This window comes from Streptomyces sp. NPDC057682 (genome assembly GCF_042799575.1).
GTDB lineage: Bacteria > Actinomycetota > Actinomycetes > Streptomycetales > Streptomycetaceae > Streptomyces.
Genome location: NZ_JBHVIN010000004.1, coordinates 186,150 through 206,718, shown reverse-complemented (window position 1 = coordinate 206,718; position 20,569 = coordinate 186,150). Strand labels below are relative to the sequence as shown.

The 20,569-nt window shown below is 70.8% G+C and carries 21 protein-coding genes and 2 tRNA genes; 12 read left to right on the top strand and 11 right to left on the bottom strand.

What is annotated here, in order from left to right; genetic code table 11:
- Positions 1–14 precede the first annotated feature (14 nt).
- A complete protein-coding gene (locus ACFVDM_RS08470; protein WP_383634803.1) occupies positions 15–830 on the bottom strand; it encodes an SOS response-associated peptidase in 816 nt (271 codons plus the stop codon).
- Between the two features lie 65 nt (positions 831–895).
- Here ACFVDM_RS08470 and ACFVDM_RS08465 point away from each other — a divergent pair, with 65 nt between their 5' ends.
- From ACFVDM_RS08465 to ACFVDM_RS08450, 4 genes are all read left to right on the top strand, one after another.
- The gene (locus ACFVDM_RS08465; RefSeq protein WP_383634801.1) at positions 896–1,609 is read left to right on the top strand and encodes a M50 family metallopeptidase; all 714 of its coding nucleotides are present in this window, start codon (positions 896–898) and stop codon (positions 1,607–1,609) included.
- 110 nt (positions 1,610–1,719) lie between these two features.
- Positions 1,720–3,048 carry a 3-phosphoshikimate 1-carboxyvinyltransferase gene (aroA, locus tag ACFVDM_RS08460; RefSeq protein WP_383634799.1) on the top strand — a complete coding sequence of 443 codons (1,329 nt, stop codon included), beginning with the start codon at positions 1,720–1,722 and terminating at the stop codon, positions 3,046–3,048.
- A 3-nt stretch (positions 3,049–3,051) separates the two neighbouring features.
- On the top strand, positions 3,052–4,068 hold the full coding sequence (gene rsgA / locus ACFVDM_RS08455) for a ribosome small subunit-dependent GTPase A (RefSeq protein WP_383634797.1): 1,017 nt from the start codon (positions 3,052–3,054) through the stop codon (positions 4,066–4,068).
- Positions 4,069–4,190: 122 nt separating this feature from the next.
- Positions 4,191–4,514 (top strand): DMT family transporter, encoded by a 324-nt coding sequence (locus ACFVDM_RS08450; RefSeq protein ID WP_383635420.1) that lies wholly within the window; start codon positions 4,191–4,193, stop codon positions 4,512–4,514.
- A 19-nt stretch (positions 4,515–4,533) separates the two neighbouring features.
- Here ACFVDM_RS08450 and ACFVDM_RS08445 read toward each other — a convergent pair whose 3' ends face one another.
- The gene (locus tag ACFVDM_RS08445; protein WP_383634795.1) at positions 4,534–5,148 is read right to left on the bottom strand and encodes a TetR family transcriptional regulator; all 615 of its coding nucleotides are present in this window, start codon (positions 5,146–5,148) and stop codon (positions 4,534–4,536) included.
- 141 nt (positions 5,149–5,289) lie between these two features.
- Here ACFVDM_RS08445 and hisN point away from each other — a divergent pair, with 141 nt between their 5' ends.
- On the top strand, positions 5,290–6,090 hold the full coding sequence (gene hisN, locus ACFVDM_RS08440) for a histidinol-phosphatase (protein ID WP_383634793.1): 801 nt from the start codon (positions 5,290–5,292) through the stop codon (positions 6,088–6,090).
- Positions 6,091–6,127: 37 nt separating this feature from the next.
- Here the strand turns inward: hisN and ACFVDM_RS08435 are convergent, their stop codons facing one another.
- The 5 genes from ACFVDM_RS08435 to ACFVDM_RS08415 are packed head-to-tail and all read right to left on the bottom strand — an operon-like array spanning position 6,128 to position 9,591.
- On the bottom strand, positions 6,128–7,363 hold the full coding sequence (locus ACFVDM_RS08435) for a tyrosine-type recombinase/integrase (protein ID WP_383634791.1): 1,236 nt from the start codon (positions 7,361–7,363) through the stop codon (positions 6,128–6,130).
- The gene (locus ACFVDM_RS08430) at positions 7,363–7,560 is read right to left on the bottom strand and encodes an AlpA family transcriptional regulator (protein ID WP_007457675.1); all 198 of its coding nucleotides are present in this window, start codon (positions 7,558–7,560) and stop codon (positions 7,363–7,365) included. The genes ACFVDM_RS08435 and ACFVDM_RS08430 overlap by 1 nt, the downstream gene beginning before the upstream one ends.
- Positions 7,557–8,999: a replication initiator protein RepSA gene (gene repSA, locus ACFVDM_RS08425; protein ID WP_383634789.1), complete on the bottom strand. Its 1,443-nt coding sequence runs from the start codon at positions 8,997–8,999 to the stop codon at positions 7,557–7,559. Before repSA ends, ACFVDM_RS08430 begins: the two co-directional genes overlap by 4 nt.
- Positions 8,996–9,208: a hypothetical protein gene (locus ACFVDM_RS08420; RefSeq protein WP_383634787.1), complete on the bottom strand. Its 213-nt coding sequence runs from the start codon at positions 9,206–9,208 to the stop codon at positions 8,996–8,998. The genes repSA and ACFVDM_RS08420 overlap by 4 nt, the downstream gene beginning before the upstream one ends.
- Positions 9,205–9,591, bottom strand: a complete 387-nt coding sequence (locus tag ACFVDM_RS08415) for a hypothetical protein (RefSeq protein ID WP_383634785.1) — start codon at positions 9,589–9,591, stop codon at positions 9,205–9,207. The genes ACFVDM_RS08420 and ACFVDM_RS08415 overlap by 4 nt, the downstream gene beginning before the upstream one ends.
- A 207-nt stretch (positions 9,592–9,798) precedes the next feature.
- Between ACFVDM_RS08415 and ACFVDM_RS08410 the strand changes: the two genes are divergently transcribed.
- The 3 genes from ACFVDM_RS08410 to ACFVDM_RS08400 all read left to right on the top strand — a co-directional run bounded on the left by ACFVDM_RS08410 (position 9,799) and on the right by ACFVDM_RS08400 (position 12,581).
- Entirely contained in the window at positions 9,799–10,557 is a 759-nt protein-coding gene (locus tag ACFVDM_RS08410) for a GntR family transcriptional regulator (RefSeq protein ID WP_383634783.1), read from the top strand.
- Positions 10,538–11,122 carry a GNAT family N-acetyltransferase gene (locus ACFVDM_RS08405; protein ID WP_383634781.1) on the top strand — a complete coding sequence of 195 codons (585 nt, stop codon included), beginning with the start codon at positions 10,538–10,540 and terminating at the stop codon, positions 11,120–11,122. Before ACFVDM_RS08410 ends, ACFVDM_RS08405 begins: the two co-directional genes overlap by 20 nt.
- A gap of 1,057 nt (positions 11,123–12,179) precedes the next feature.
- Positions 12,180–12,581: a cyclic nucleotide-binding/CBS domain-containing protein gene (locus tag ACFVDM_RS08400; RefSeq protein ID WP_383634779.1), complete on the top strand. Its 402-nt coding sequence runs from the start codon at positions 12,180–12,182 to the stop codon at positions 12,579–12,581.
- A 12-nt stretch (positions 12,582–12,593) separates the two neighbouring features.
- Here the strand turns inward: ACFVDM_RS08400 and ACFVDM_RS08395 are convergent, their stop codons facing one another.
- On the bottom strand, positions 12,594–14,045 hold the full coding sequence (locus ACFVDM_RS08395; protein ID WP_383634777.1) for a catalase: 1,452 nt from the start codon (positions 14,043–14,045) through the stop codon (positions 12,594–12,596).
- A 178-nt stretch (positions 14,046–14,223) separates the two neighbouring features.
- On the opposite strand from ACFVDM_RS08395, the gene ACFVDM_RS08390 reads away from it, so the two are divergent.
- From ACFVDM_RS08390 to ACFVDM_RS08375, 4 genes are all read left to right on the top strand, one after another.
- Positions 14,224–14,643, top strand: coding sequence for a Fur family transcriptional regulator (locus ACFVDM_RS08390; protein WP_383634775.1), 420 nt, complete (start codon positions 14,224–14,226; stop codon positions 14,641–14,643).
- Between the two features lie 289 nt (positions 14,644–14,932).
- Positions 14,933–15,748: an ABC transporter ATP-binding protein gene (locus tag ACFVDM_RS08385; RefSeq protein WP_383634773.1), complete on the top strand. Its 816-nt coding sequence runs from the start codon at positions 14,933–14,935 to the stop codon at positions 15,746–15,748.
- A complete protein-coding gene (locus ACFVDM_RS08380) occupies positions 15,745–16,614 on the top strand; it encodes an ABC transporter permease (RefSeq protein WP_383634771.1) in 870 nt (289 codons plus the stop codon). Before ACFVDM_RS08385 ends, ACFVDM_RS08380 begins: the two co-directional genes overlap by 4 nt.
- A gap of 260 nt (positions 16,615–16,874) precedes the next feature.
- Positions 16,875–17,969, top strand: coding sequence for an ABC transporter substrate-binding protein (locus tag ACFVDM_RS08375; RefSeq protein ID WP_383635417.1), 1,095 nt, complete (start codon positions 16,875–16,877; stop codon positions 17,967–17,969).
- 68 nt (positions 17,970–18,037) lie between these two features.
- Here ACFVDM_RS08375 and ACFVDM_RS08370 read toward each other — a convergent pair.
- The 3 genes from ACFVDM_RS08370 to ACFVDM_RS08360 form a co-directional block, all read right to left on the bottom strand.
- Positions 18,038–18,111, bottom strand: a tRNA-Met gene (locus ACFVDM_RS08370).
- A gap of 97 nt (positions 18,112–18,208) precedes the next feature.
- A complete protein-coding gene (locus tag ACFVDM_RS08365) occupies positions 18,209–20,257 on the bottom strand; it encodes a sel1 repeat family protein (RefSeq protein ID WP_383634769.1) in 2,049 nt (682 codons plus the stop codon).
- Positions 20,258–20,470: 213 nt separating this feature from the next.
- Positions 20,471–20,544 (bottom strand) — tRNA-Met (locus ACFVDM_RS08360).
- Positions 20,545–20,569: the final 25 nt, after the last annotated feature.

Here is a 20,569-nt window from a genome sequence, read left to right as displayed (position 1 = left end):
GTCCGGCGCGTCGTTCAGAAGAGGGTGCCCACCTCCGGGGCGGCCAGCTCCTCCAGGAGTTCGGGGCCGTTGTTGCGGACGTTGCTGACGGCGGTGGCCACCGGATAGGCGCGCATCAGGCCGCCGGGCGGGGGCGTGAGCAGTCCGCGCAGTTCGTCCACGTCGGTGCGGGCGGGGTCCAGCCAGGCGTCCCAGCGGTCGGGGGTGAGCATCAGCGGCATCCGGGGGTGGATGTCGGCGAGGGCGGACGGGCCGTCGGCGGGGGCGACGGCGAGCGGGGTGGTCTCGGCCTCGGTGGTGATGACGGAGCAGGTGACCCACCAGGCCCGGGGGTGGTCGTCGGGCAGGGTCCGGTCGCGCCAGAACTCGTAGATTCCGGCCATGGCGAAGACCGAACCGTCGGCGGGGGTCACGAAGTAGGGCTGCTTGCGGGGGCGCTTGCGGCGGCCGGTCTCCTCCAGCTGCCGCTCCTCGGCGCCGGTCACCCACTCGTAATAGCCGTCGGCGGGCAGGATGCAGCGCCGGGCGGAGAAGGGGCGGCGGAAGGACGGCTTCTCGTGGAGCGTCTCGGAGCGCGCGTTGATCATCCGGGCGGCACCGTCCGGGTTCTTGGCCCAGGAGGGGACGAGTCCCCACTTCAGGGCGCGCAGCTGGCGAACCGGACGGCGGTCCTCGGCGTCTTTCAGAGGACGCTCCAGTACGGCGTAGACCTCCTTGGTCGGCGCCACGTTGTAATCGGGTTCCAGCTCCTCGGCCGGTTCCCACTTCTCCACCTGGAAGAGTCCGGTCAGGTCCTCGGGCCGCCGACTCGCTGCATACCGTCCGCACATAAGTGCCAGACTGCCACGACCGCCGCACCGCCCGGACGCCAACAGCGCAAGGAGCCGCCCGCACCATGGACAGCACCGACCTCGGTCACCTGTGGGACCGCGTCTTCGGCACCCAGCCCGCCCCGGAGCAGTGGCTGGTGGTGGTCACGGCCACGGCGGCGATGATCGCCGTCGTGCCGAACCTCATATGGCGGCTCACGCGCAACGCGATCACCATCGCCCACGAGGGCGGCCACGGGCTGGTCGCCCTGCTCACCGGGCGGCAGCTGTCGGGCATCCGGCTGCACTCGGACACCAGCGGACTGACGGTGAGCCGGGGGAAGGCCACCGGCATCGGGATGGTGCTGACGGCCGCGGCCGGCTACACCGCGCCCTCGCTCCTCGGGCTGGGCGGGGCCTGGCTGCTGGTGAACGGGCGGATCACGCTGCTGCTCTGGCTGGCCACGGCGCTGCTGGCGGTGATGCTGGTCATGATCCGCAATGTGTACGGGGCGCTGACGGTGATCCTCACCGGTTCGCTGTTCCTGCTGATGTCGTGGCTGGCCTCGGCGGCCTGGCAGTCGCTGTTCGCGTACAGCGTGGTGTGGTTCCTGCTGATGGGCGGGGTGCGGCCGCCCTTCGAGCTCCAGTCCAAGCGGCGGCGCGGCGGGGCCCCGGACTCGGACGCGGACCAGCTCTCCCGGCTGACGGACGTCCCGGCGGCGCTGTGGCTCTTCCTGTTCCACGCGGTGTCGCTCTGCTCGCTGATCGGTGGCGGGCGCTGGCTGCTGGGACTGTGACCGGAGCCGGTCCGCACACTGCGGGCACCCTCTACCACGTCAGGGTTACGCCCGGATTTCATCGCATTTGATCGAAATCGGGGTTCGTTGGGAACCACTAAAGTGAGGCCATGACCGAAAGTTCCGTGCACCCTGCCCTGTGGCCCGCCCCTCACGCGAGCGGCCCCGTCGACGCCACCGTCACCGTGCCCGGATCGAAGTCGGTCACCAACCGCGCGCTGCTCCTGGCCGCGCTCGCCGCCGAGCCGGGCTGGCTGCGCCGCCCGCTGCGCTCGCGCGACACCCTGCTGATGGCCGACGCGCTGCGCGCGATGGGCGTCGGCATCGAGGAGACGGTGTCCTCCAGCTCCTCCGGAGGCGGTTCCGGCGAGGCCTGGCGGGTCATCCCGGCCGGGCTGCGCGGCGCGGTCACCGTCGACGTCGGCAACGCCGGCACGGTGATGCGCTTCCTGCCGCCGGTGGCGACGCTGGCGAACGGCCCCGTCCGCTTCGACGGCGACCCGCGCTCCCACGAGCGCCCGCTGACCGGGGTCATCGACGCCCTGCGGGTGCTCGGCGCCCGGATCGACGACGACGGCCGCGGCCGGCTGCCGATGACGGTGCACGGCGGCGGGGCACTGGACGGCGGGCCGGTGGCGATCGACGCCTCCTCGTCCTCCCAGTTCGTCTCGGCCCTGCTGCTGTCGGCGCCGCGCTTCAACCAGGGCGTGGAGGTCCGCCACACCGGCGAGCGGCTGCCCTCGATGCCGCACATCCGGATGACCGTCGACATGCTGCGGGCCGTCGGCGCCCAGGTCGACGAGCCGGAGACGGGCGGCGAGCCGAACGTCTGGCGGGTCTCCCCCTCGGCGCTGCTGGGCCGCGATCTGACCATCGAGCCGGACCTGTCCAACGCCCAGCCGTTCCTGGCCGCGGCGCTGGTCACCGGCGGCCGGGTCACCGTTCCCGACTGGCCGCTGCGCACCACGCAGCCCGGTGACGCGCTGCGCGAGATCTTCACCGCGATGGGCGGCTCCTGCGAGCTGACCGAGCACGGACTGACCTTCACCGGATCGGGCCGGATCCACGGCATCGACGTCGACCTCGGCGAGGTCGGCGAGCTGACCCCGGGCATCGCCGCCGTCGCCGCCCTGGCCGACTCCCCCTCCACCCTGAGCGGCGTGGCCCATCTGCGGCTGCACGAGACGGACCGGCTGGCCGCCCTCACCAAGGAGATCAACGAGCTGGGCGGTGACGTCACCGAGACCGCGGACGGCCTCCGTATCCGGCCGCGACCGCTGCACGGCGGTACCTTCCATACGTACGACGACCACCGGATGGCCACCGCGGGGTCGGTCATCGGCCTTGCCGTCCCCGGAGTGGAGATCGAGAACGTGGCGACGACCGCGAAGACCCTGCCCGACTTCCCGCGGATGTGGACCGGAATGCTCGGGGCCTGAGACATGCGCCGCTACGGCAAGAACCCCGACGAGGACGACGTCCGCGTCCGCCCCAACCGCAAGGGCAACCGGCCGCGGACCAACATCCGGCCCAAGCACGAGGATGCCGAGGACGGCATGGTCCTGACCGTGGACCGCGGGCGGCTCACCTGCCTGGTCGACGGCCGCACGGTCATGGCGATGAAGGCCCGCGAGCTCGGCCGCAAGGCGGCGGTCGTCGGTGACACCGTCTCCCTGGTCGGCGACCTCTCCGGCGACAAGGACACCCTGGCGCGGATCGTCCGGATCGGTGAGCGCCGCTCGGTGCTGCGCCGGACCGCGGACGACGACGACCCCTTCGAGCGCGTGGTCGTGGCCAATGCCGACCAGCTGGCCATCGTCACGGCGCTGGCCGATCCGGAACCCCGCCCGCGCATGATCGACCGCTGTCTGGTGGCGGCGTACGACGGCGGGCTCTCGCCGCTGCTCGTGCTGACCAAGTCCGATCTGGCCTCCCCGGAGAAGCTCCTGGAGGCGTACACCCCGCTGGGCGTGCCGTTCATCGTGACCAGCCGCGAGGAACTGGAGAACGGGGACGCCGCGGACCGGGTCCGCGAGCAGCTGAACGACCGGGTCACCGCCTTCGTCGGCCACTCCGGTGTCGGCAAGACCACCCTGGTCAACGCGCTCGTGCCGAAGGACAGGCGGCGTACCACCGGGGTCGTCAACGCGGTCACCGGCCGGGGCCGGCACACCACCACGTCGGCGCTCGCCCTGCCGCTGCCGGACTACCGGGGCTGGGTGATCGACACCCCCGGGGTCCGGTCCTTCGGGCTGAACCACATCGACCCCTCGCGGGTCATCAACGCCTTCCCCGACCTCCAGCCCGGCGCCGAGGAGTGCCCGCGCGGCTGCACCCACGACAGCCGGCAACCGGAATGCGCACTGGACGCCTGGGTGGCGGCCGGGCACGCGGATCCGGCGCGGTTGGACTCGCTCCGGCGGCTGCTGGACACCCGGGAGCGGCGCGAGGGCGACTGAGCGGCTGCCCGGCGGGCGACGCGCGGTGACCGGGCGGGCGACGTTTGCGATCACCCGCGACCGGTAAGTGCATAATCACGCCCATGGCCCTGGGCGGCCACCGACGTGGGAGGGCACTGACGATGGCGTGGCTGCTGGTCGTGGTCGCGGGACTTCTGGAGACCGGCTTCGCCGTCTGCCTCAAGCTCTCGCACGGCTTCACCCGGCTCTGGCCGACCATCGCCTTCGCCGTGTTCGCCCTGGGGAGCTTCGGCCTGCTTACCCTCTCGCTGAAGAAGCTCGACGTGGGGCCGGCGTACGCGGTGTGGACCGGGATCGGCGCGGCGGGGACCGCGATCTACGGCATGATCTTCCTGAACGACGTGGTCTCCACGCTCAAACTGGTGTCGATCTCGCTGGTCATCCTCGGGGTCATCGGGCTCCAGCTCTCCGGCTCGTCCCACTGATCCGTCCGCCGCGCCCCGCTCAGGCGGCCACGTCCGGCAGCCGGTCCACCACGTCCCGCACCAGCGGCATCCCGTCCCCCGGCAGCCCCGGGGGCGGAGGCACCAGGGCGTAGGAGAGCGCGAGACGCAGGGCGAGTTCGCAGGTCACGGCGGTGGCGACCGGATCGCCTGCGGGATGTCCGGCGGTGAGTACGGCGACGGCCCGGTCACGGACCCGACCGAGGAGTTCGCCGGGGGTCGGAGGACCTGCGCCGGTGCGGGGGCGGGCCCGGGGCGGCGAGTGCCGGGACAGGGCGGCGGGTCGCGGCAGGCGCGCGTCCCAGTGGCCGGTGAGCAGGGCCGCGACCAGGGCGTCGGCCCGGGTGGCGCGGACCGTCCAGGCGGCGAGGGCGGCCAGCCGGTCGCCGGGGGAGCCGGGGGACGCCAGGGCGCGTTCGGCGCCGGTGAGATAGCGGGCGGCGGCGCCCGCGACGAGGGCGGCGGCCAGTCCGTCCTTGCCGCCGAACTCGTTGTGGAGGGTCTGCCGGGAGACCCCGGCGGCGGCGGACACGTCGACCATGCGCACGGCGGGCCAGGGCCGGGCGGACAGCGCCGCGTGCGCGGCGTCCAGCAGTGCCTCCCGCGCCGTCGGCATCGTCGCCTCCCGGACCGCCATGCACCCGAAGCCCCAGGGATCCCGGTTTCAGATTTGAGCGGGTCTCCGGTGCTGTCAAGGGTCCTCGCGGCCCTCCGGGGCCCTGTGGCTCGCCCCGGCGGCGGTGGATACTGTGACCGCATGCCCGATTACCACGATGATCTGCGCCTCGCCCATGTGCTGGCGGACGCCGCCGACGCCGCGACGATGGACCGGTTCAAGGCGCTGGACCTCAAGGTCGAGACCAAGCCGGACATGACGCCGGTGAGCGAGGCCGACAAGGCCGCCGAGGAGCTGATCCGCGGCCATCTCCAGCGGGCACGGCCGCGGGACGCGATCCTCGGCGAGGAGTACGGGATCGAGGGGACGGGCCCGCGCCGCTGGGTGATCGACCCGATCGACGGCACCAAGAACTATGTGCGCGGCGTTCCCGTCTGGGCGACGCTCATCTCGCTGATGGAGGCCGGGGAGCACGGCTTCCGGCCGGTGGTCGGCGTGGTGTCGGCCCCGGCGCTGAACCGGCGCTGGTGGGCGGCGAAGGGCGCGGGCGCGTTCACCGGCCGCAGTCTGACCTCGGCGAGCCGGATCCGGGTCTCCCGGGTGGAGCGGATCGCGGACGCCTCGTTCGCGTACTCCTCGCTGACCGGCTGGGAGGAGCAGGGCCGGCTCGACGGCTTCCTGGATCTGACGCGGGCCTGCTGGCGCACGCGCGGCTACGGCGACTTCTGGCCGTACATGATGGTCGCCGAGGGGTCGGTCGACATCTGCGCGGAGCCCGAGCTGTCGCTGTGGGACATGGCGGCCAACGCGATCATCGTGGAGGAGGCGGGCGGCCGGTTCACCGGTCTCGACGGCGTGGACGGCCCGCACGGCGGGAACGCGGCGGCCTCGAACGGGACGCTCCACCGCGAGCTGCTGGGTTATCTGAACCAGCGCTACTGAGGCTATCCAGGGGCTGACCTGCACGTTTCCTGCCATCTCAGCCCCGCTGGGCCGTCTGTGGGCCGTCATCGGTGTCCGGGCCGCTCTCGAAGGCCCGGTTCACCGCCTCCCGCGTCCGCTTCTCGCTGCTGGGCATCAGGTGCGTGTACGTCCGCAGCGTGAAGCCCGGATCGTGGTGCCCCAAGTACTCTGACAGCGCCTTGATGCTCTCCCCCGCGTCGAGCAGAACGGACGCGTAGAAGTGCCTCAGCGCGTGCATCCCATTCTCCCGGCCGCGCGGGACGCCTGCCTTGTCGAGAGCCGGATGCCACGCCTTCTCGTTGAAGGTGGTGCGGTTCACCGCGTTCCCCTCGGCGTTGCGGAAGAGGATCGATGCAGCGAACGGCGAACCGTCGACCGCCCGCCACGGCAACGTCACCGCCACAGGCGGGAACATCGCGATGTGCGCCTCGATCGCGCGAGCGACGGTCTCAGGCAGGGGGACCGTGCGCGTCTTGCCGCCTTTAGGCAGAGCGAACACCTGCCGTCCGGCAATGAGCTTGACCTGCCGAACGACGTGAACGACACCCTCGGCAAAGTCCACGTCGTCAGCGGCCAAACCGAGCACCTCCCCCTGACGCATGCCACAGCCGCCGGCCAAATCCACCATGGCCCGGTACCTCTCCGGGAGCTCCGAACGCACCCCCATCACGCGCTCAGACCCCCACGGCACGAGTCGGCGGGGTTCAGGCTTCGGGGCCTTCACGGACGACGACCGGCAGGGGTTGTGCGGGATCAGACGATCGTCCACAGCAGCCGCCAGCATCGCGTTGAGGTTCGCGAAGATGACCCGCTGATAAGCGGGCGCCAGCCCTACGTCTTCGAGCTTCCTCAGCCACTCACGGATATGGATCGGCCGCAGCGAGTCGAGCGATCGACTGCCCAAGTGGGGCAGGACATGCAGACGGATCCGAGTCTCGGTGCTCACGAATGTGCTCGGGTCCATCGTGAGCGAGGCCAACCAACGTTCGGCGTGCTGCCTCACCGTGAGCCGACCAGCCTGCGGGTCGATGTACTGCCCCCGTGCCATGTCCGCCTCGATCCCGGAGAGCCACATCTCAGCGGCTCGCTTCTGCCTGTCCGGGAAGCTCTTCGACTTCTCGGTTCCGTCGGGGCCGATGTAGCGGGCGCGGTAGCGGAGGCCGGTGCCGTGGCGGTCGGTCTTGACCCTGACGGTTTTGCCAGCCGGGCCGGGTTGGGTCTTGTACCAGCGGTCTTGGATGTGTCCGGCCATCAGGCGGCTTCCTTGTCCATGAGGGTAGCGACCCAGGCGCGGACGTCTTCAGGGTCGTAGCGCAGATGCCGGCCGACGCGGAAGCCACGGGGTCCGGTGTCCTTGCGGCGCCACTGGTAGACGGTCTCGACGGGGACGCCCAGGAGGTCGGCCAGGTCGAGCGGGGTCAGGTAGCGGTCAGGGAGCGGTCGCCTCATGCCCATGCCTCCACGTCGTCTTGGTGGTCCAGGGCTTCGAGTTCGTTGCGTGCTTCGCGGGCGGTGGTGCGGCCGGTCTGTAGGTCGCGGGCGATGGTGGCGGCGAGCCAGGATTCGCCGGGGGTGTGGCCGTGTCCGGCGTAGGTCCAGTGGGCGAGGGTGAGTGTGGAGCCCTCCGGGGCGTCGTCGGGGTCGGGCAGTCCGCGTTCGCGGCGTTCCTGGCGGGCGCGGTAGTCGGCGCGGATCTGGCGCAGGGCGCCGAGGGTGGTGGAGTAGGCGCGGGACTTGGTGGAGAAGTGGCCCCGGAAGCCGAGCATGTGGGCCCAGCGCCACAGCATCCGGTCGGGGTAGGCGTCGTCCAGGGCGTAGCAGGCTTCAATCAGACGGCGGGCGTGGTCCGGCAGGTCGGTGAGCCGGTCCAGCTCGCCCAGCTCTCCGATGCGGCGGTCGACCGTGCCAGTGGTCTCGGCGGCTTTGGTGGCGTACTTCGCCACGTACGCGGCTACCGCCTCTTCGGACAGGTCCTCGTTCGCGCTGCCCGCGCCGATGGGCCGTACGTCCACCTGCGTGCCCCACGCGAGGGTCCGGGCGGGGTGGGTGCCGGAGGCGGGGAGCGGGAGCGTGGCGCGGGCGGCTGCCGCCTGGATCGCGTCCGTGAGCAGGGTGGTGCTGGCCCAGCCGGGGGGCGGGGTGTCGGGGCCGTCGGGGCCGTCGAGTCGGACGATGGCGTGAAAGTGGACCGCGCCGCGCTTCTGGAACTCCGCGACCTTCCCGAAGGAGACCCGGCACACCTCAGCCGCCGCTTTCTGGGAGAGGCCGGCGCGGGCGGCGATCTCGCGGCGAAGGTAGATGGTGAAGCGGCGCCAGAGGTCTCCGGCGTGGTTGTTCCACAGCACCGCGCCCGCGTAGTCGTACGTGGCCGGGTTCAGGGCCGTGCCCAGGAGCGGGGAGGTTTCGGGGTGGTCGGTGCCGCACCGGCAGACACCCCGGGAGGGCCGGTTGTGGACCGGGCCGAACGAGGGGGCGGTGAGCGTCGCGAACACCTTGGGGTGCGTGCGCACCGTGACCGGGGTGCCCTTGCTGATGTCGCCGGTGAGTCCGGCGCGGATGAGGTGGAAGGTGTCTCCGGCGTAGGTCCAGGCGCAGGAGGGGCAGCGGGAGGCGCGTCGGTTGCCGCAGGCGACACGGAGGCGTCCGCCGGGTTCGCCCTGGGTGCTGTAGGAATAGAGCACCTGCCCGGTCCGGGTGTCGCGGGTGGTGGTCATGCCTTGCAGGTGGATGGGGTCGGAGCAGCCGCCGGTGCGGCGGACCTGTTCCTGCCAGCGGTCGAAGCCGGGGGCGTTGGCGACGCGTAAGAGGTCGGCCAGGGTCACGGGGTCGACCCCGACCGAGGCAGCCGCAGGAGCGACCTCGGCCGGGGCGACGGGGAAGACGGTCACCGGCTGGCCTCTTTCGGGTAGCCGTGCCCGATGGGCGGGTAGAGGCCCCGGACCTTCAGGTCTTCCTCGGCGTAGTGGGCGTCATCGACCACGGTGAAGAACTCGGTGTAGGGGCGGACGTCGTGAGCGTCGAGGTACATGCCGATCTCCTCGGCCCGCTTCTCGTCCGCCCACTCGGCCGCGTGCAGGGCGTCGTCCGGGAAGCTCACGCGGCCACCGCCACGGAACCGGAGACCAGGGCGGACAGGCGCTCGATGTGCGCGGCGTGCCGGGCCTTGCCCCGAACGCTGATGTCCTCGGACTTGAGGGAGGCGGCCGTGTACTCCATGAGGCCGGAGCCCCCGCAGTCCACGCAGAAGAGGGAAGGCGATTCCTGCCCGGCCCAGCCGGTACCGGTGCAGGAGTCGCAGTCGTCCCAAGCGTTCTTGGACAGGAAGTGCAGGCACTCGGCCGGGTCCAGGCACTGCGTCTCGCAGCAGGCCGGGCAGGAACGGACCCTGAGCACCCGGGCCACAGCCGGACCGACCGGCTCAGGGACGGACAGGGACACGGAGACGTTCACGGACTGCGAAGCGATGGGCGATGCAGGCATGATGGAAGCTCCCTCAGGGGATAGGGAGCGGCGCACTTGCTTGGCGGTAGGGGCGCCGCTCCTGCCATGTCTGGGACCACTCCTCCTCGTACTGCCTGTCTGGAGGAGTGACGCTCTGATGGTTACCCAGGGACCTGGCGCCGTCAACCCTTCTCGTCTAACTTGTATGGAGGAGTTGGAGCAGAGGAGACAATCGTGCCTAGAGGGATGACCAAGGCGCAGGAGATCGCGAGCGACATCCGAACCCGCATCGAGTCGGGGGATCTCGCCCCTGGAGCCGTACTACCGAGCGAGTCTCAACTCATCAACGAGTACGGGTACAGCCGGGAGACGGTGCGCGCCGGCGTCCGCGCCCTGATCGAAGAAGGGCTCGTGGTAACCGGATGGGGCCAAGGGAAATTCGTCCGCGAAGAATACCCGCCGGTCCTCTGGAACTGGTCAACGCTGGAAAGCCGAAGTCGGCACGAGAATGCCGTGGAGGGGAAAACGGCAGGCGATCAATGGGCAAGCGCTATTACCGAAGAAGGAAAGACTCCCCGCCAGGAAATTAGCGTATCAATCGTCGAACCACCGAAACGCGTACGCGAACTTCTGACACTTCCGCCGGGGAGCCTGACGGTGGCACGCAAGCGAATTAGGTATGTGGACAATCGACCATACGCACTTGCGGACTCATACTTTCCCCAAGACCTGGTGAAGAACACACCATTGATGGAACCTCGGGACGTCGCGGCCCCCGGAGGCGTACTAGCTTCCGTCGGCTTGGTTCAGGTGAAGTATAGAGACGAGATTTCTGTTCGAATGCCGACGCTCAAAGAAGCATCAGACCTGAACCTTCCGACCGCGACTCCAGTGGCCGAGCACATGCGAACGGGCTACGGAGAGGACGGAACGGCCCTGCGCTGCATGGTTACCATCCTTCCCGGAGACAGGCACAAGATTCTCTATGAAGTTGACACAGACTGAGCATCTGCGCCCAGCGGGCGCGCATGACGTGGATGCCCTCCTAGCCCTCCGGCTTGAAGCTGAGAAATGGCTGCCTCTCACAGGAACTGATCAATGGTCTGATTCCGAAACAGGAGAATTGGCAATCGAAAAATGGCGCCAAAGTATCGACGACGGCAGGACTTGGGTGGTCGTTGAGGGCGGGGCCACCCTAGCTACAATCAGTCGAGGATCCGCCGATAGAGACTTTTGGCGAGAAAAAGACGAGCCGGAGAGTGGATTTTACCTCTATAAGTTGATCGTGTCTCGTGCGGCAGCAGGCAGGAGTCTGGGGGTAAGGCTAATCGATTGGGCCTCAAGTGTTGCGGAGTGTGAAGCACGCCAGTGGGTTCGGATTGACGTTTGGCGCACCAATCATCGGTTGCATGAATATTACGAGTCCCTTGGCTTTCGACACGTCCGGACTGAATCTCCAGCTCACCGGAAGTCCGGATGGATGGCGCAGCGGCCAGCCAGCGCCCGCTCTCTGCCAGGCGATCCGATCCTCACCCGCGCCCAGGCCCTGAGCCCTGGCAAGCAGCGCTAACGCGTCGAACCGTCGATTCAGCTAGGCCCGTTACGGGTTTCTCTACCTCATCAAGGCACCCGGCTGCGCTCCGCTCCGCCGGGCGCGCTTCCCGGCTCTGGCTGCGCCCGCGCTCCTGCCTTCGGCCCGCTCGGCGCTGCCGCCGCCGACGCGCGCCCGCTGTGTAGGCCCGAGGGGCATGAGACGAGAACCAAGCCCGCGGCTTCAAGACGATGCCTCCGGCGGGGGCGCTCCGGCACCGGGATGGACGGGGCGCCGTTCGCGAGTGCCGGCCGGAGCGTGGCGAGCGTCGTGGGGCTCCCATCCCGACCACCTTCGACCCAGGCAGAGCCGAGCAGTCGCGGCCCAGGGCGTCAAGGTCGTTCGTACAGTGGCGCGCTCCACCTTGACGCCCTGAACCACGCCCGCTCCACGGTGTGTGGGCCGAAGGCGGACGGGATGGGAGCTGGGGTGAGTGGTGGGTTGAGGGTGCCGCGCAATCCCTCAAAAGCAGATGCCCCCGACCAATGATCAGGGGCAAGGTCGCTCGCTGCTTGGCTTTCGCAATCTCGACCTACAGCCGCGCCTTTCAGCACGCCAGCCGGTCACCCGGCTGGGGTGACCTGATTTACCAGGCCTTCCTGCTTCACAGCCTTAGCCTTGCCCGCCGTAGCGTCCAAGGACTTACAAAGACTCCACAGGCCGTTTAATGTCTCCCCTTCGCCAGGGTGGACGCTTGCCACCCTACACACTGGGCCGTCGCTGGGCCGCCCGACGATGCTCAGGGATGACAGACGCCGACAACCACCAACAACTCCACACCAGGTCAAAGCGTTGATCGCTTACGTGAAGGCAGGTCAGGAAACTGCCGTGTCAATTCCAGCGCTACTGACGGGAGCGCCGCGCCCGGACCGGGCCGGAACGGCGTTCGAGGGGCGTGCCGCACCACCGCACGCCCCTCGAACGTCTCTCACCACCCCTTGTTGCCGCCCCGTATCGGTGCGACTCTGAGAGTCCCCCCACTTGTGAACTTGTGAATCGGCTCACGTGGCCGCTTCACGAAGGAGGTGGCTCCCCCATGCTCGTCCGAGACGCCATGAGCACGCTGGTCCTCACCATCGGCCCGGCCCACACCCTGCGCCACGCCGCCCGGCTGATGTCGGCGCGCCGGATCGGAGCCGCCGTGGTGCACGATCCCGACACCTGCGGCCTCGGCATCCTCACCGAGCGCGACATCCTCGACGCGGTCGGATCGGGTCAGGACCCCGATACGGAGACCGCCTCCGCCCACACCACCACCGAGGTGGTCTTCGCCGCCCCCACCTGGACCCTGGAGGAGGCGGCGGAGGCCATGACGCACGGCGGCTTCCGGCATCTGATCGTGCTGGACGGCGACGGACCGGTCGGCATCGTCTCGGTGCGCGACATCATCCGCTGCTGGACGCCGGCCCGGCGCCGTCCGGTGGAGCTGGCGGGCTGAGACCCGCTCCGGTCAGCCGCGCCGCTCGCGGACGGCGGCCTCCAGCCGCTTGCCGAAATCGGCGTCGGCCCGGCGGAAGTTGCCGATCGCGCGCTCGGCGATGTCGTCGCGCGAGACCTTGGCGATGAAGCCCGCGAGGTTGTCGATCAGCCGGCCCTTCTCGTCCTCGGAGTAGAGCCGGTAGAGGTTCCCGGCCTGCACGAAGTCGTCGTCCTCGGCGTGCGACGGGGCCTCGTGGGTGCCGGTGCCGCCCGTGACCGCGGTGGACTCCCACAGCGGACGGCCGGTCTGGGCCGGTCCGCCGAAGCTGTTCGGCTCGTAGTTCTTCGCTCCCGCGTGACGGCCGTCGTAGAGGTATCCGTCCCGGCTGTTGGTCCGGGCCTCGGCGGCGTGCGGGCGGTTGACCGGCAGGTGGTCGGCGTTGATGCCGACGCGGTAGCGGTGCGCGTCGCCGTACGCGAAGAGACGGCCCTGGAGCATCTTGTCCGGGGACGGGCCGATGCCGGGCACGAAGTGCGCCGGGCTGAAGACCGACTGCTCGACCTCGGCGAAGACGTTCTCGGGGTTGCGGTTGAGCTCCAGCTTCCCGATCTCGATCGGCGGGTAGTCCGCGTGCGGCCACACCTTGGTGAGGTCGAACGGGTTGAAGCGGTACGTCGCCGCCTCGGCCGCCGGCATGATCTGGACCTGCACGGTCCAGGACGGGAAGTCGCCGCGCTCGATCGCCTCGCGCAGATCCCGCTGGTGGCTGTCCGGGTCCTCGCCGGCGAGCTTGTTCGCCTCGTCCTGGGTGAGGTTCTTGATGCCCTGGTCGGTCTTGAAGTGGTACTTGACCCAGAAGACCTCGCCGGCCTCGTTGTTCCACTGGTAGGTGTGCGAGCCGTAGCCGTTCATGTGGCGCAGCGTCGCCGGAATGCCCCGGTCGCCGAAGAGCCAGGTCACCTGGTGGGTCGACTCGGGCGAGAGCCCCCAGAAGTCCCAGACGTTGTCCGCCTCCTGGGAGCCGGTGTACGGGTCGCGCTTCTGGGTGTGGATGAAGTCGGGGAACTTGATGGCGTCCTTGATGAAGAACACCGGGGTGTTGTTGCCGACGAGGTCGTAGTTGCCGTCCTCGGTGTAGAACTTCAGCGCGAAGCCGCGCGGGTCGCGCACCGCGTCGGCGGAGCCCAGGTTGCCCGCGACGGTGGAGAACCGCAGGAAGGTCTCGGTCCGCTTGCCGACCTCAGAGAGGAACCTCGCCCGGGTCCACCGCGAGACGTCGCGGGTCAGCGTGAACGTGCCGTACGCGCCGGCGCCGCGGGCGTGCACCACGCGCTCCGGGATGCGCTCCCGGTTGAAGTGGGCGAGCTTCTCCATCAGCGACTGGTCCTGGACGAGGACCGGGCCGCCGGCACCGGCGGTCTCGCTGTTCTGGTTGTCGGCCACCGGTGCGCCGGCCTCCGTGGTGAGCGGTCCCTGTGTCACGTGCGCCTCCTGCGTCGATCCCGCGCCCCGCCGGTCTCCCGCGATGCGGTCGTGGCGTGCGCGGCCTGTCCCTGCCTTCTGCGAAATCGATCCTACATTGGACTAAGTCCAAGTCAATCTGAGGTCCAAAGTCACACCAGTTCAGAACCTGGTCCACACCACTGTTAGGCTGGTGGGCATGAGTGACCTCCTTGAGCGACTGCGCGGACGCGGCTGGCGCATGACGGCGCAGCGGCGCGTCGTGGCCGAGGTCCTCGACGGGGACCATGTGCACCTGACGGCCGACGAGGTCCACGCCCGCGCCGTCGCCCGACTGCCCGAGATCTCCCGCGCCACCGTCTACAACACGCTGGGCGAGATGGTGACCCTCGGCGAGGTCGTCGAGGTCACCACCGACCGCCGGGCCAAGCGCTACGACCCGAACGCCCACCGCCCCCACCACCACCTGGTGTGCGGCCGGTGCGGCGCGATCCGGGACGTGCACCCCGCAGGCGACCCGCTGGCCGATCTGCCGGACGGCGAGCGCTTCGGCTTCACCGTCTCCGGCGTCGAGGTGACGTACCGGGGCATCTGCCCGAGCTGCGCCGCGACCGGCTGAACCACCCCGCTCACCGACGCCCCCGCCGGCCTTCCGGCGGGGGCGTCGCACGTCCGCCCGGACCTGGGGCGTGTTGCGAGAGTCCCGCCCGCTCGGCGGCGTCCGGCAAGCACGCTCGCCACCGAGCCCGCCCTACGAGCGGACGGCGCCACTTCCAGAACACGCCCTCGCGCCTCCGGCGATCCGGCGCGCACCCCCTTCCCGAATCTGACGGTCCGTCATATCGTCGTCGGCGATCACGGCCGCCCCCGGGACGGCCGGGCACCTCGACCCGTACGAGGAGAGACCTGTGGGAGACCCGCACCCGAACCCACCCCCGTCAGCCGCACCTTCCACCGCCCCCAAGCTGCGCGCCCGCGCCCTGTCCCGCTCCTTCGGACGCGGCAGCCGCGCGCTGGCCGCCCTCGGCCCCGTCGACCTCGACGTCGCACCCGGCGAGTTCACCTGCCTCGTCGGCCCCTCCGGCTGCGGCAAGTCCACCCTGCTGAGAATCGCCGCCGGACTGCTGCGCCCCAGCGCCGGCGAGCTGTCGATCCGTACGGCCTCACCGCGTCCGGCGGCGATGATCTTCCAGGACTACGGGATCCACGACTGGAAGACCGTCCTGGCCAATGTCCGCTTCGGCCTCGACGTCCAGCGTGTGCCCCGCCGCGAGGCCGACGGCCGGGCCCGCGACTGGCTGGCCCGGCTGGGACTGGCCGACTTCGCCGATGCCTACCCGGCCGAACTCTCCGGAGGGATGCGCCAGCGGGTGGCGATCGCCCGCGCGCTCGCCGTGGAGCCCGAACTGCTGCTGATGGACGAGCCCTTCGCCGCGCTCGACGCCCAGCTGCGCACGATCCTCCAGGACGAACTGCTGGAGCTCACCCAGACCACCCGCACCACCACGCTCTTCATCACCCACAGCCTGGAGGAGGCCCTGGTGCTCGGCGACCGGGTGCTGGTGATGTCCGCCCGGCCGGGGCGGATCATCGCCGAACGCCGGCCGCCGTTCGCCCGGCCGCGCACCGGTGCCGTCCGCTCCGCGCCCGAGTTCACCGCGCTCAAGAGCGAACTGTGGGAGCTGCTGCGCGGCGAGGTCACCACCGGGGCGGTGCGGGCATGAGCGCCACGGTGAAGTCCGCCCCCGGCGACGAACAGCTCCTGGTCCGCCGCCCCGGCCCCCGGGAGCTGCATCCCGTACGCACCCATCGCAGGCGCCGCACCCTGGAGGTGGCGCTCGCCATCGCCGTGCCGCTGGCGCTCGTCCTGCTCTGGCAGTTGGCCGCCGCCCGGTCCTGGATCGACGCGCGCGTCTACCCGGCGCCCTCCACCATCCTCGCGGACGGCTGGGACCGCGCGGGCGACGGCGAGCTGTGGCCCGATGTCCGGGCCACCCTCAAGCGGGTCCTCGCCGGATACGCCGTCGGGACCGTCGCCGGTTACGCCCTCGGGCTGCTGATGGGCTCGCTCGCCCTGGTCAGAGCCGCCCTGGAACCGCTGCTCGACGCCCTCTACGTGGTCCCGAAGCTGGCCCTGCTGCCGGTGTTCCTCAATATGTTCGGTCTGGGCGAGGGGCCGCAGATCGCTCTGGTCGCCGCCACTGTCTTCTTCTTCGTCTGGATCTCGACGATGGCGGCCGTCCTCGCCGTCCCGTCCGGCCACCGGGACGCGGGGCAGGTGTTCGGCGCCTCGCCCTGGCAGATGTTCCGGCACATCCTGCTGCCCGCCTCGCTCCCGGCCGTCCTGGTCGGCGCCCGTATCGCCGCCGGGGTCGCGGTCCTCGTCATCGTCGCCTCCGAGCAGATCGCGGCGGCCGACGGACTGGGGCACCTGATCTTCGACTCGCGTGCCCTGTTCCGCAACGACGTGATGTTCGTCGGCATCGTCTGCGTCGCCGTGCTCGGCGTCGTCTTCTCCGAAGTGGTGCGGATCGCGGGCCGGGTGCTCACCCCGTGGGCCCCGCGCGACCGCGGCCGCGGCCAGTCGTGAACGGCTCCACCCGCTCCCCGTACGGAGGCACTGTGCGCATACGTCCTTCCCTCGGTCGTGTGGTGAAAGTCCCGCCTGCTCGGCGGCGTCTGGCACGCACGCTCGCGGCGTTGTCGGGATCACCCCGATACATCCAGTATCGGGTCGACCCTCCGCCTTGCGATCGCACGCACCGGACGCCGCCGAGCCCGCCCTACGGGCGGACGGCGCTACTTTCACCACACGCCCTCGCCCGCACCGCGCTGCTCGTCGCGGTGTCCCTGCTCGGCGCGGCCGCCTGCGCCGCGAACGACCCCGCGGACGGTGCCGCCCCAGCCGCGTCGCCCCGCACCGTGACGCCCGTGGCCGGCTGCTCCGCCACGGGCTGGACCGATCCCGCCGACCTCTCCCCCACCCGGGCACCGGCCCGCTGCGAGAAGGGCGCGCCCGCCGCCCGGCCACTGGCGAAGAAGCGGAAGATCACCGTGGCCACCGGCACGCTGAGCGCCGAGTACGTGGCGCCCCTCCAGGTCGCGGTCGCCAAGGGCGAGTTCGCGAAGGAGGGGCTGGACGTCGAGCTGAAGGTGCTGCCCACCCCGGACGCCCTTCCGCTGCTCGCCAAGGGCGATGTGGACGCCCAGTGGGCCGCCCCCGAGGCCGCCGTGATGAACGGCATCAACGGCGGCTTCGCGATCGCCTGGGTCGCCGGCAACTTCTCCCCCGACCCGGGCTCCAGGAGCGGACTGTGGGTGCGCCTCAAGGACGGCGAGAGCGCCGCCCACGTGGACATGGCGGGACGGAAGCTCGGCACGATGATCGGCAAGGGCTCCGTGATCGCGTACGCCATGGACACCTCTCTCAAGAAGCACGGCGGCGGCCTGGACCGGATCAGCTTCCAGCAGTTGGGCTCCGCCGATGTGCTCACCGCACTGCGCAACGGCGGGGTGGACTCGGCCTGGCTGCTCGATCCGGTCTGGCGGAAGGTCGACGGCGACAAGCGGTACGCCTTCCTCGGCGGCCAGCCGCTCGGCGAACCGCTGGGGGGTCTGCTGTTCGGCCCGAACCTCCTGCACAAGGACCCGGACGCCGGCGTCGCCTTCCTCCGCGCCTACATCCGCACGGTGAACACCTACTTCGCCGGTGACTACAAGTCCAGCCCCGCCTTCGTCACCGAACTGGCCCGGCTGATGAAGATCGACGAGGCCACCCTGAAGTCCACCCCGTCCCTGCGGATGGACTGGGAGATCCGCAAGGGGACGACGGACCGGCTCCAGCGGGCGTACGCCGACGCGGGCGTCTCCGAGGGCGCGCCCGTACCGGAGGACAGGGCCGTGAACCGGTCCCTGTACGAGGAGGCGGTCGGCCACCGGCCCTGACCGGCTGCCGGCACGCGGACACGCACAGAGGGCCGGGTCCCTTTCAGGACCCGGCCCTCTGTCTTCAGTAGCGGGGACAGGATTTGAACCTGCGACCTCTGGGTTATGAGCCCAGCGAGCTACCGAGCTGCTCCACCCCGCGTCGGTGAACCCAACAGTACGTGACGCCCCGGACCAGCGCAAATTCCTTTACGTGGGCCGGTCCGGGGCCCGCACGGAGAGGGGTCCCGGACGGGCCCTCAAGCGGTCAGCTCCTGGTGCAGCGCCTCGCGCAGCCGTGCCGCGCGCTCGGCGACCTCGGCCGGGCCCAGCTCGACGGCGCGCGCGCACCACCGCTGGCCCTCGGCCAGCTCGCCCCGCCGCGCGGCCAGCAGGGCCAGTCGCAGCGCTGCCCGGCCGTGGCCGTCGGCGGCGGCCCGGCTCCACCAGAGCGCGGCCTCGCGCTCGCTGCCCTCGCGGGCGAGGAGCAGTCCGAGGTTGAAGGCTCCGTTGCGGCTGCCCGCCTCGGCGGCCTCCCGGTACCAGCGGCCGGCGCTCTCCACGTCCCCGCGCGCGGCGGCGAGCATGCCGACGCGGACCTGGGCGCGGCGGTGCCCCTGCTCGGCCGCGCGCTCGTACCACTCCTCGCACTCGCTCTTCTGCGGCATCGGCTCACCGAGGACGGGCGGGCCGGGCGGGGGCTGCCGGGCGTCGAGCAGCCCGGCCAGCCGGAAGGCGGCCTCGGCGCTGCCGCCCCCGGCCGCGCAGCGCAGATGACGCTCGGCCTCGCGCTCCTCGCCGTGGTGCAGCAGGGCCATGCCGACCTGGAGCGCGGCCTCGGTGTGCCCGGCCGCGGCGGCACGCTCGTACCAGAGCAGCGCCGTACGGTCCTCGTCGCGTCCGGCGTGCAGGATGCCGAGGTTGAAGGCGGCGTCGACGCTGCCCGCCTCGGCCGCCTTGGAGAACCAGGGTTCGGCCCCGGTCGCGTCCCCGGCCTGGAGCAGGAGCACGGCCAGCGCGTTGGCGGCCTCGCGGTGGCCGGCGTACGCGGCACGGCGGTACCACTGCTCGGCCTGGGGCGTGCGGTCCTGGGCGGCGCAGAGCAGGCCGAGGTTGTACGCGCCGTTGACGTCGCCGGCATCCATCGCCGCGCGGTACCAGCGCTCGGCGGTCTGCTGTTCGCCGCGGGCCGCGTGCAGCGCGCCGAGGGCGTTGGCGGCGTTGCCGTCGCCGTCCTGGGCGGCGCGCAGCCACCACACGGCGGCGCTCTCGGTGTCTCCCGCGTCCCGCAGCAGGAAGGCCAGCGCACAGGCGGCACGGGCCTCCCCGGCCTTGGCGGCCATCAGATACCAGCGGCCGGCCTCCTTGGGCTCGGCGCGCTGTTCGAGGATGGCGCCCAGGTGCAGGGCGGCGCGGCGGTGGCCCCGCGCGGCGGCCTGCCGGTACCACTGCTCGGCCTCCCCCACGCGTCCCGCTTCGGGCCCGGCGACCGGGCCGTCGTCGCGGCGCGCGGCGGAGCGCTCGCGGCCGCCGCGCGGTCCGAGGCCGGGGCCGAAGGCGTCGTCGGTGGCTCCGCGCTCCAGCAGCCGGGCGAGCCGGTAGGCGGCCTCGCGGTGACCCTGCTCGGCGGCAGCGCGCAGCCAGCGCTCCGCGCCCACGTCGCTACGGTGTTCCAGCAGGTCGGCGAGGGCGTACGCCCCGAGCGCGTGGCCCTGCTCGGCGGACTGGCGCAGCCAGTACTCGGCGGCCGGTTCGTCCCCGCGTTCACGGTAGTGGCGGCCCAGCGCGTGCGCGGCGGCGGCGGAACCGGCGACGGCGGCGATCCGCCACCAGCCGGCCGCCTCGTCCGGATAGCCGCGCTGGTGCAGCAGGACGCCCAGGTTGTTGGCGGCGGCGCGGTCTCCGTCGGCGGTGGCCGCGCGCAGATAGGGTTCGGCGCCGCTCAGGTCCCCGCGGCGCAGCAGCAGTGCGCCGAGCACGCTCATGGACGTGGTGTCCCCGGCGTCGGCGGCACGGCGGTGGCGCGCCTCGTTCTCGGCGCTGTCCTCGCTCGCCCCGCCGTCCGCGCGATCGGCGTCCTCCACGGCGTCGGCGGTCGGGGCGGTGGTGGCACTCTCTGTGGTCGCGGCACTCTCCGCGGTCTCGGCGGTCTCGGTGCGGTCGTCGGTCTCGGAGGCTTCGATGTGGTCGTTGTACTGCGTGGCGGCAACGGCAAACCGCGCATCCGCCACCTTTTCCGCCGGATGGACGTGCTTTTGCACAAACCGCCCTGTCTCCAACAGAGTTGCCCTGTCCCCCATAAATACCATCGTCCCACCACCTGCAACCCGCGTACACCTGGTATAGCGCGGCGCGTGAGGTCACTTCAGCGTTTTGTCGACATGCCCACAGGGAGACAAGTCAAACACGCTCGTGCCCAACTGGCGTCACATGAACCGCACTTCACGCAGACTGCACACAAAAGTCACCACGACATGACGAAGGCCCGGATCCCCTGGAGGATCCGGGCCTTCGTCATTCAGTAGCGGGGACAGGATTTGAACCTGCGACCTCTGGGTTATGAGCCCAGCGAGCTACCGAGCTGCTCCACCCCGCGTCGTTGTGTTCAAACCGTATCACGA

Excerpts from the sequence above, each read along its gene's own strand:
- ACFVDM_RS08470 (WP_383634803.1), bottom strand. The coding sequence starts at position 830 with ATGTGCGGACGGTATGCAGCGAGTCGGCGGCCCGAGGACCTGACCGGA.
- ACFVDM_RS08465 (WP_383634801.1), top strand. The coding sequence starts at position 896 with ATGGACAGCACCGACCTCGGTCACCTGTGGGACCGCGTCTTCGGCACC.
- aroA (WP_383634799.1), top strand. The coding sequence starts at position 1,720 with ATGACCGAAAGTTCCGTGCACCCTGCCCTGTGGCCCGCCCCTCACGCG.
- rsgA (WP_383634797.1), top strand. The coding sequence starts at position 3,052 with ATGCGCCGCTACGGCAAGAACCCCGACGAGGACGACGTCCGCGTCCGC.
- ACFVDM_RS08450 (WP_383635420.1), top strand. The coding sequence starts at position 4,191 with ATGGCGTGGCTGCTGGTCGTGGTCGCGGGACTTCTGGAGACCGGCTTC.
- ACFVDM_RS08445 (WP_383634795.1), bottom strand. The coding sequence starts at position 5,148 with ATGCCGACGGCGCGGGAGGCACTGCTGGACGCCGCGCACGCGGCGCTG.
- hisN (WP_383634793.1), top strand. The coding sequence starts at position 5,290 with ATGCCCGATTACCACGATGATCTGCGCCTCGCCCATGTGCTGGCGGAC.
- ACFVDM_RS08435 (WP_383634791.1), bottom strand. The coding sequence starts at position 7,363 with ATGGCCGGACACATCCAAGACCGCTGGTACAAGACCCAACCCGGCCCG.
- ACFVDM_RS08430 (WP_007457675.1), bottom strand. The coding sequence starts at position 7,560 with ATGAGGCGACCGCTCCCTGACCGCTACCTGACCCCGCTCGACCTGGCC.
- ACFVDM_RS08415 (WP_383634785.1), bottom strand. The coding sequence starts at position 9,591 with ATGCCTGCATCGCCCATCGCTTCGCAGTCCGTGAACGTCTCCGTGTCC.
- ACFVDM_RS08410 (WP_383634783.1), top strand. The coding sequence starts at position 9,799 with ATGACCAAGGCGCAGGAGATCGCGAGCGACATCCGAACCCGCATCGAG.
- ACFVDM_RS08405 (WP_383634781.1), top strand. The coding sequence starts at position 10,538 with ATGAAGTTGACACAGACTGAGCATCTGCGCCCAGCGGGCGCGCATGAC.
- ACFVDM_RS08400 (WP_383634779.1), top strand. The coding sequence starts at position 12,180 with ATGCTCGTCCGAGACGCCATGAGCACGCTGGTCCTCACCATCGGCCCG.
- ACFVDM_RS08390 (WP_383634775.1), top strand. The coding sequence starts at position 14,224 with ATGAGTGACCTCCTTGAGCGACTGCGCGGACGCGGCTGGCGCATGACG.
- ACFVDM_RS08380 (WP_383634771.1), top strand. The coding sequence starts at position 15,745 with ATGAGCGCCACGGTGAAGTCCGCCCCCGGCGACGAACAGCTCCTGGTC.
- ACFVDM_RS08365 (WP_383634769.1), bottom strand. The coding sequence starts at position 20,257 with ATGGTATTTATGGGGGACAGGGCAACTCTGTTGGAGACAGGGCGGTTT.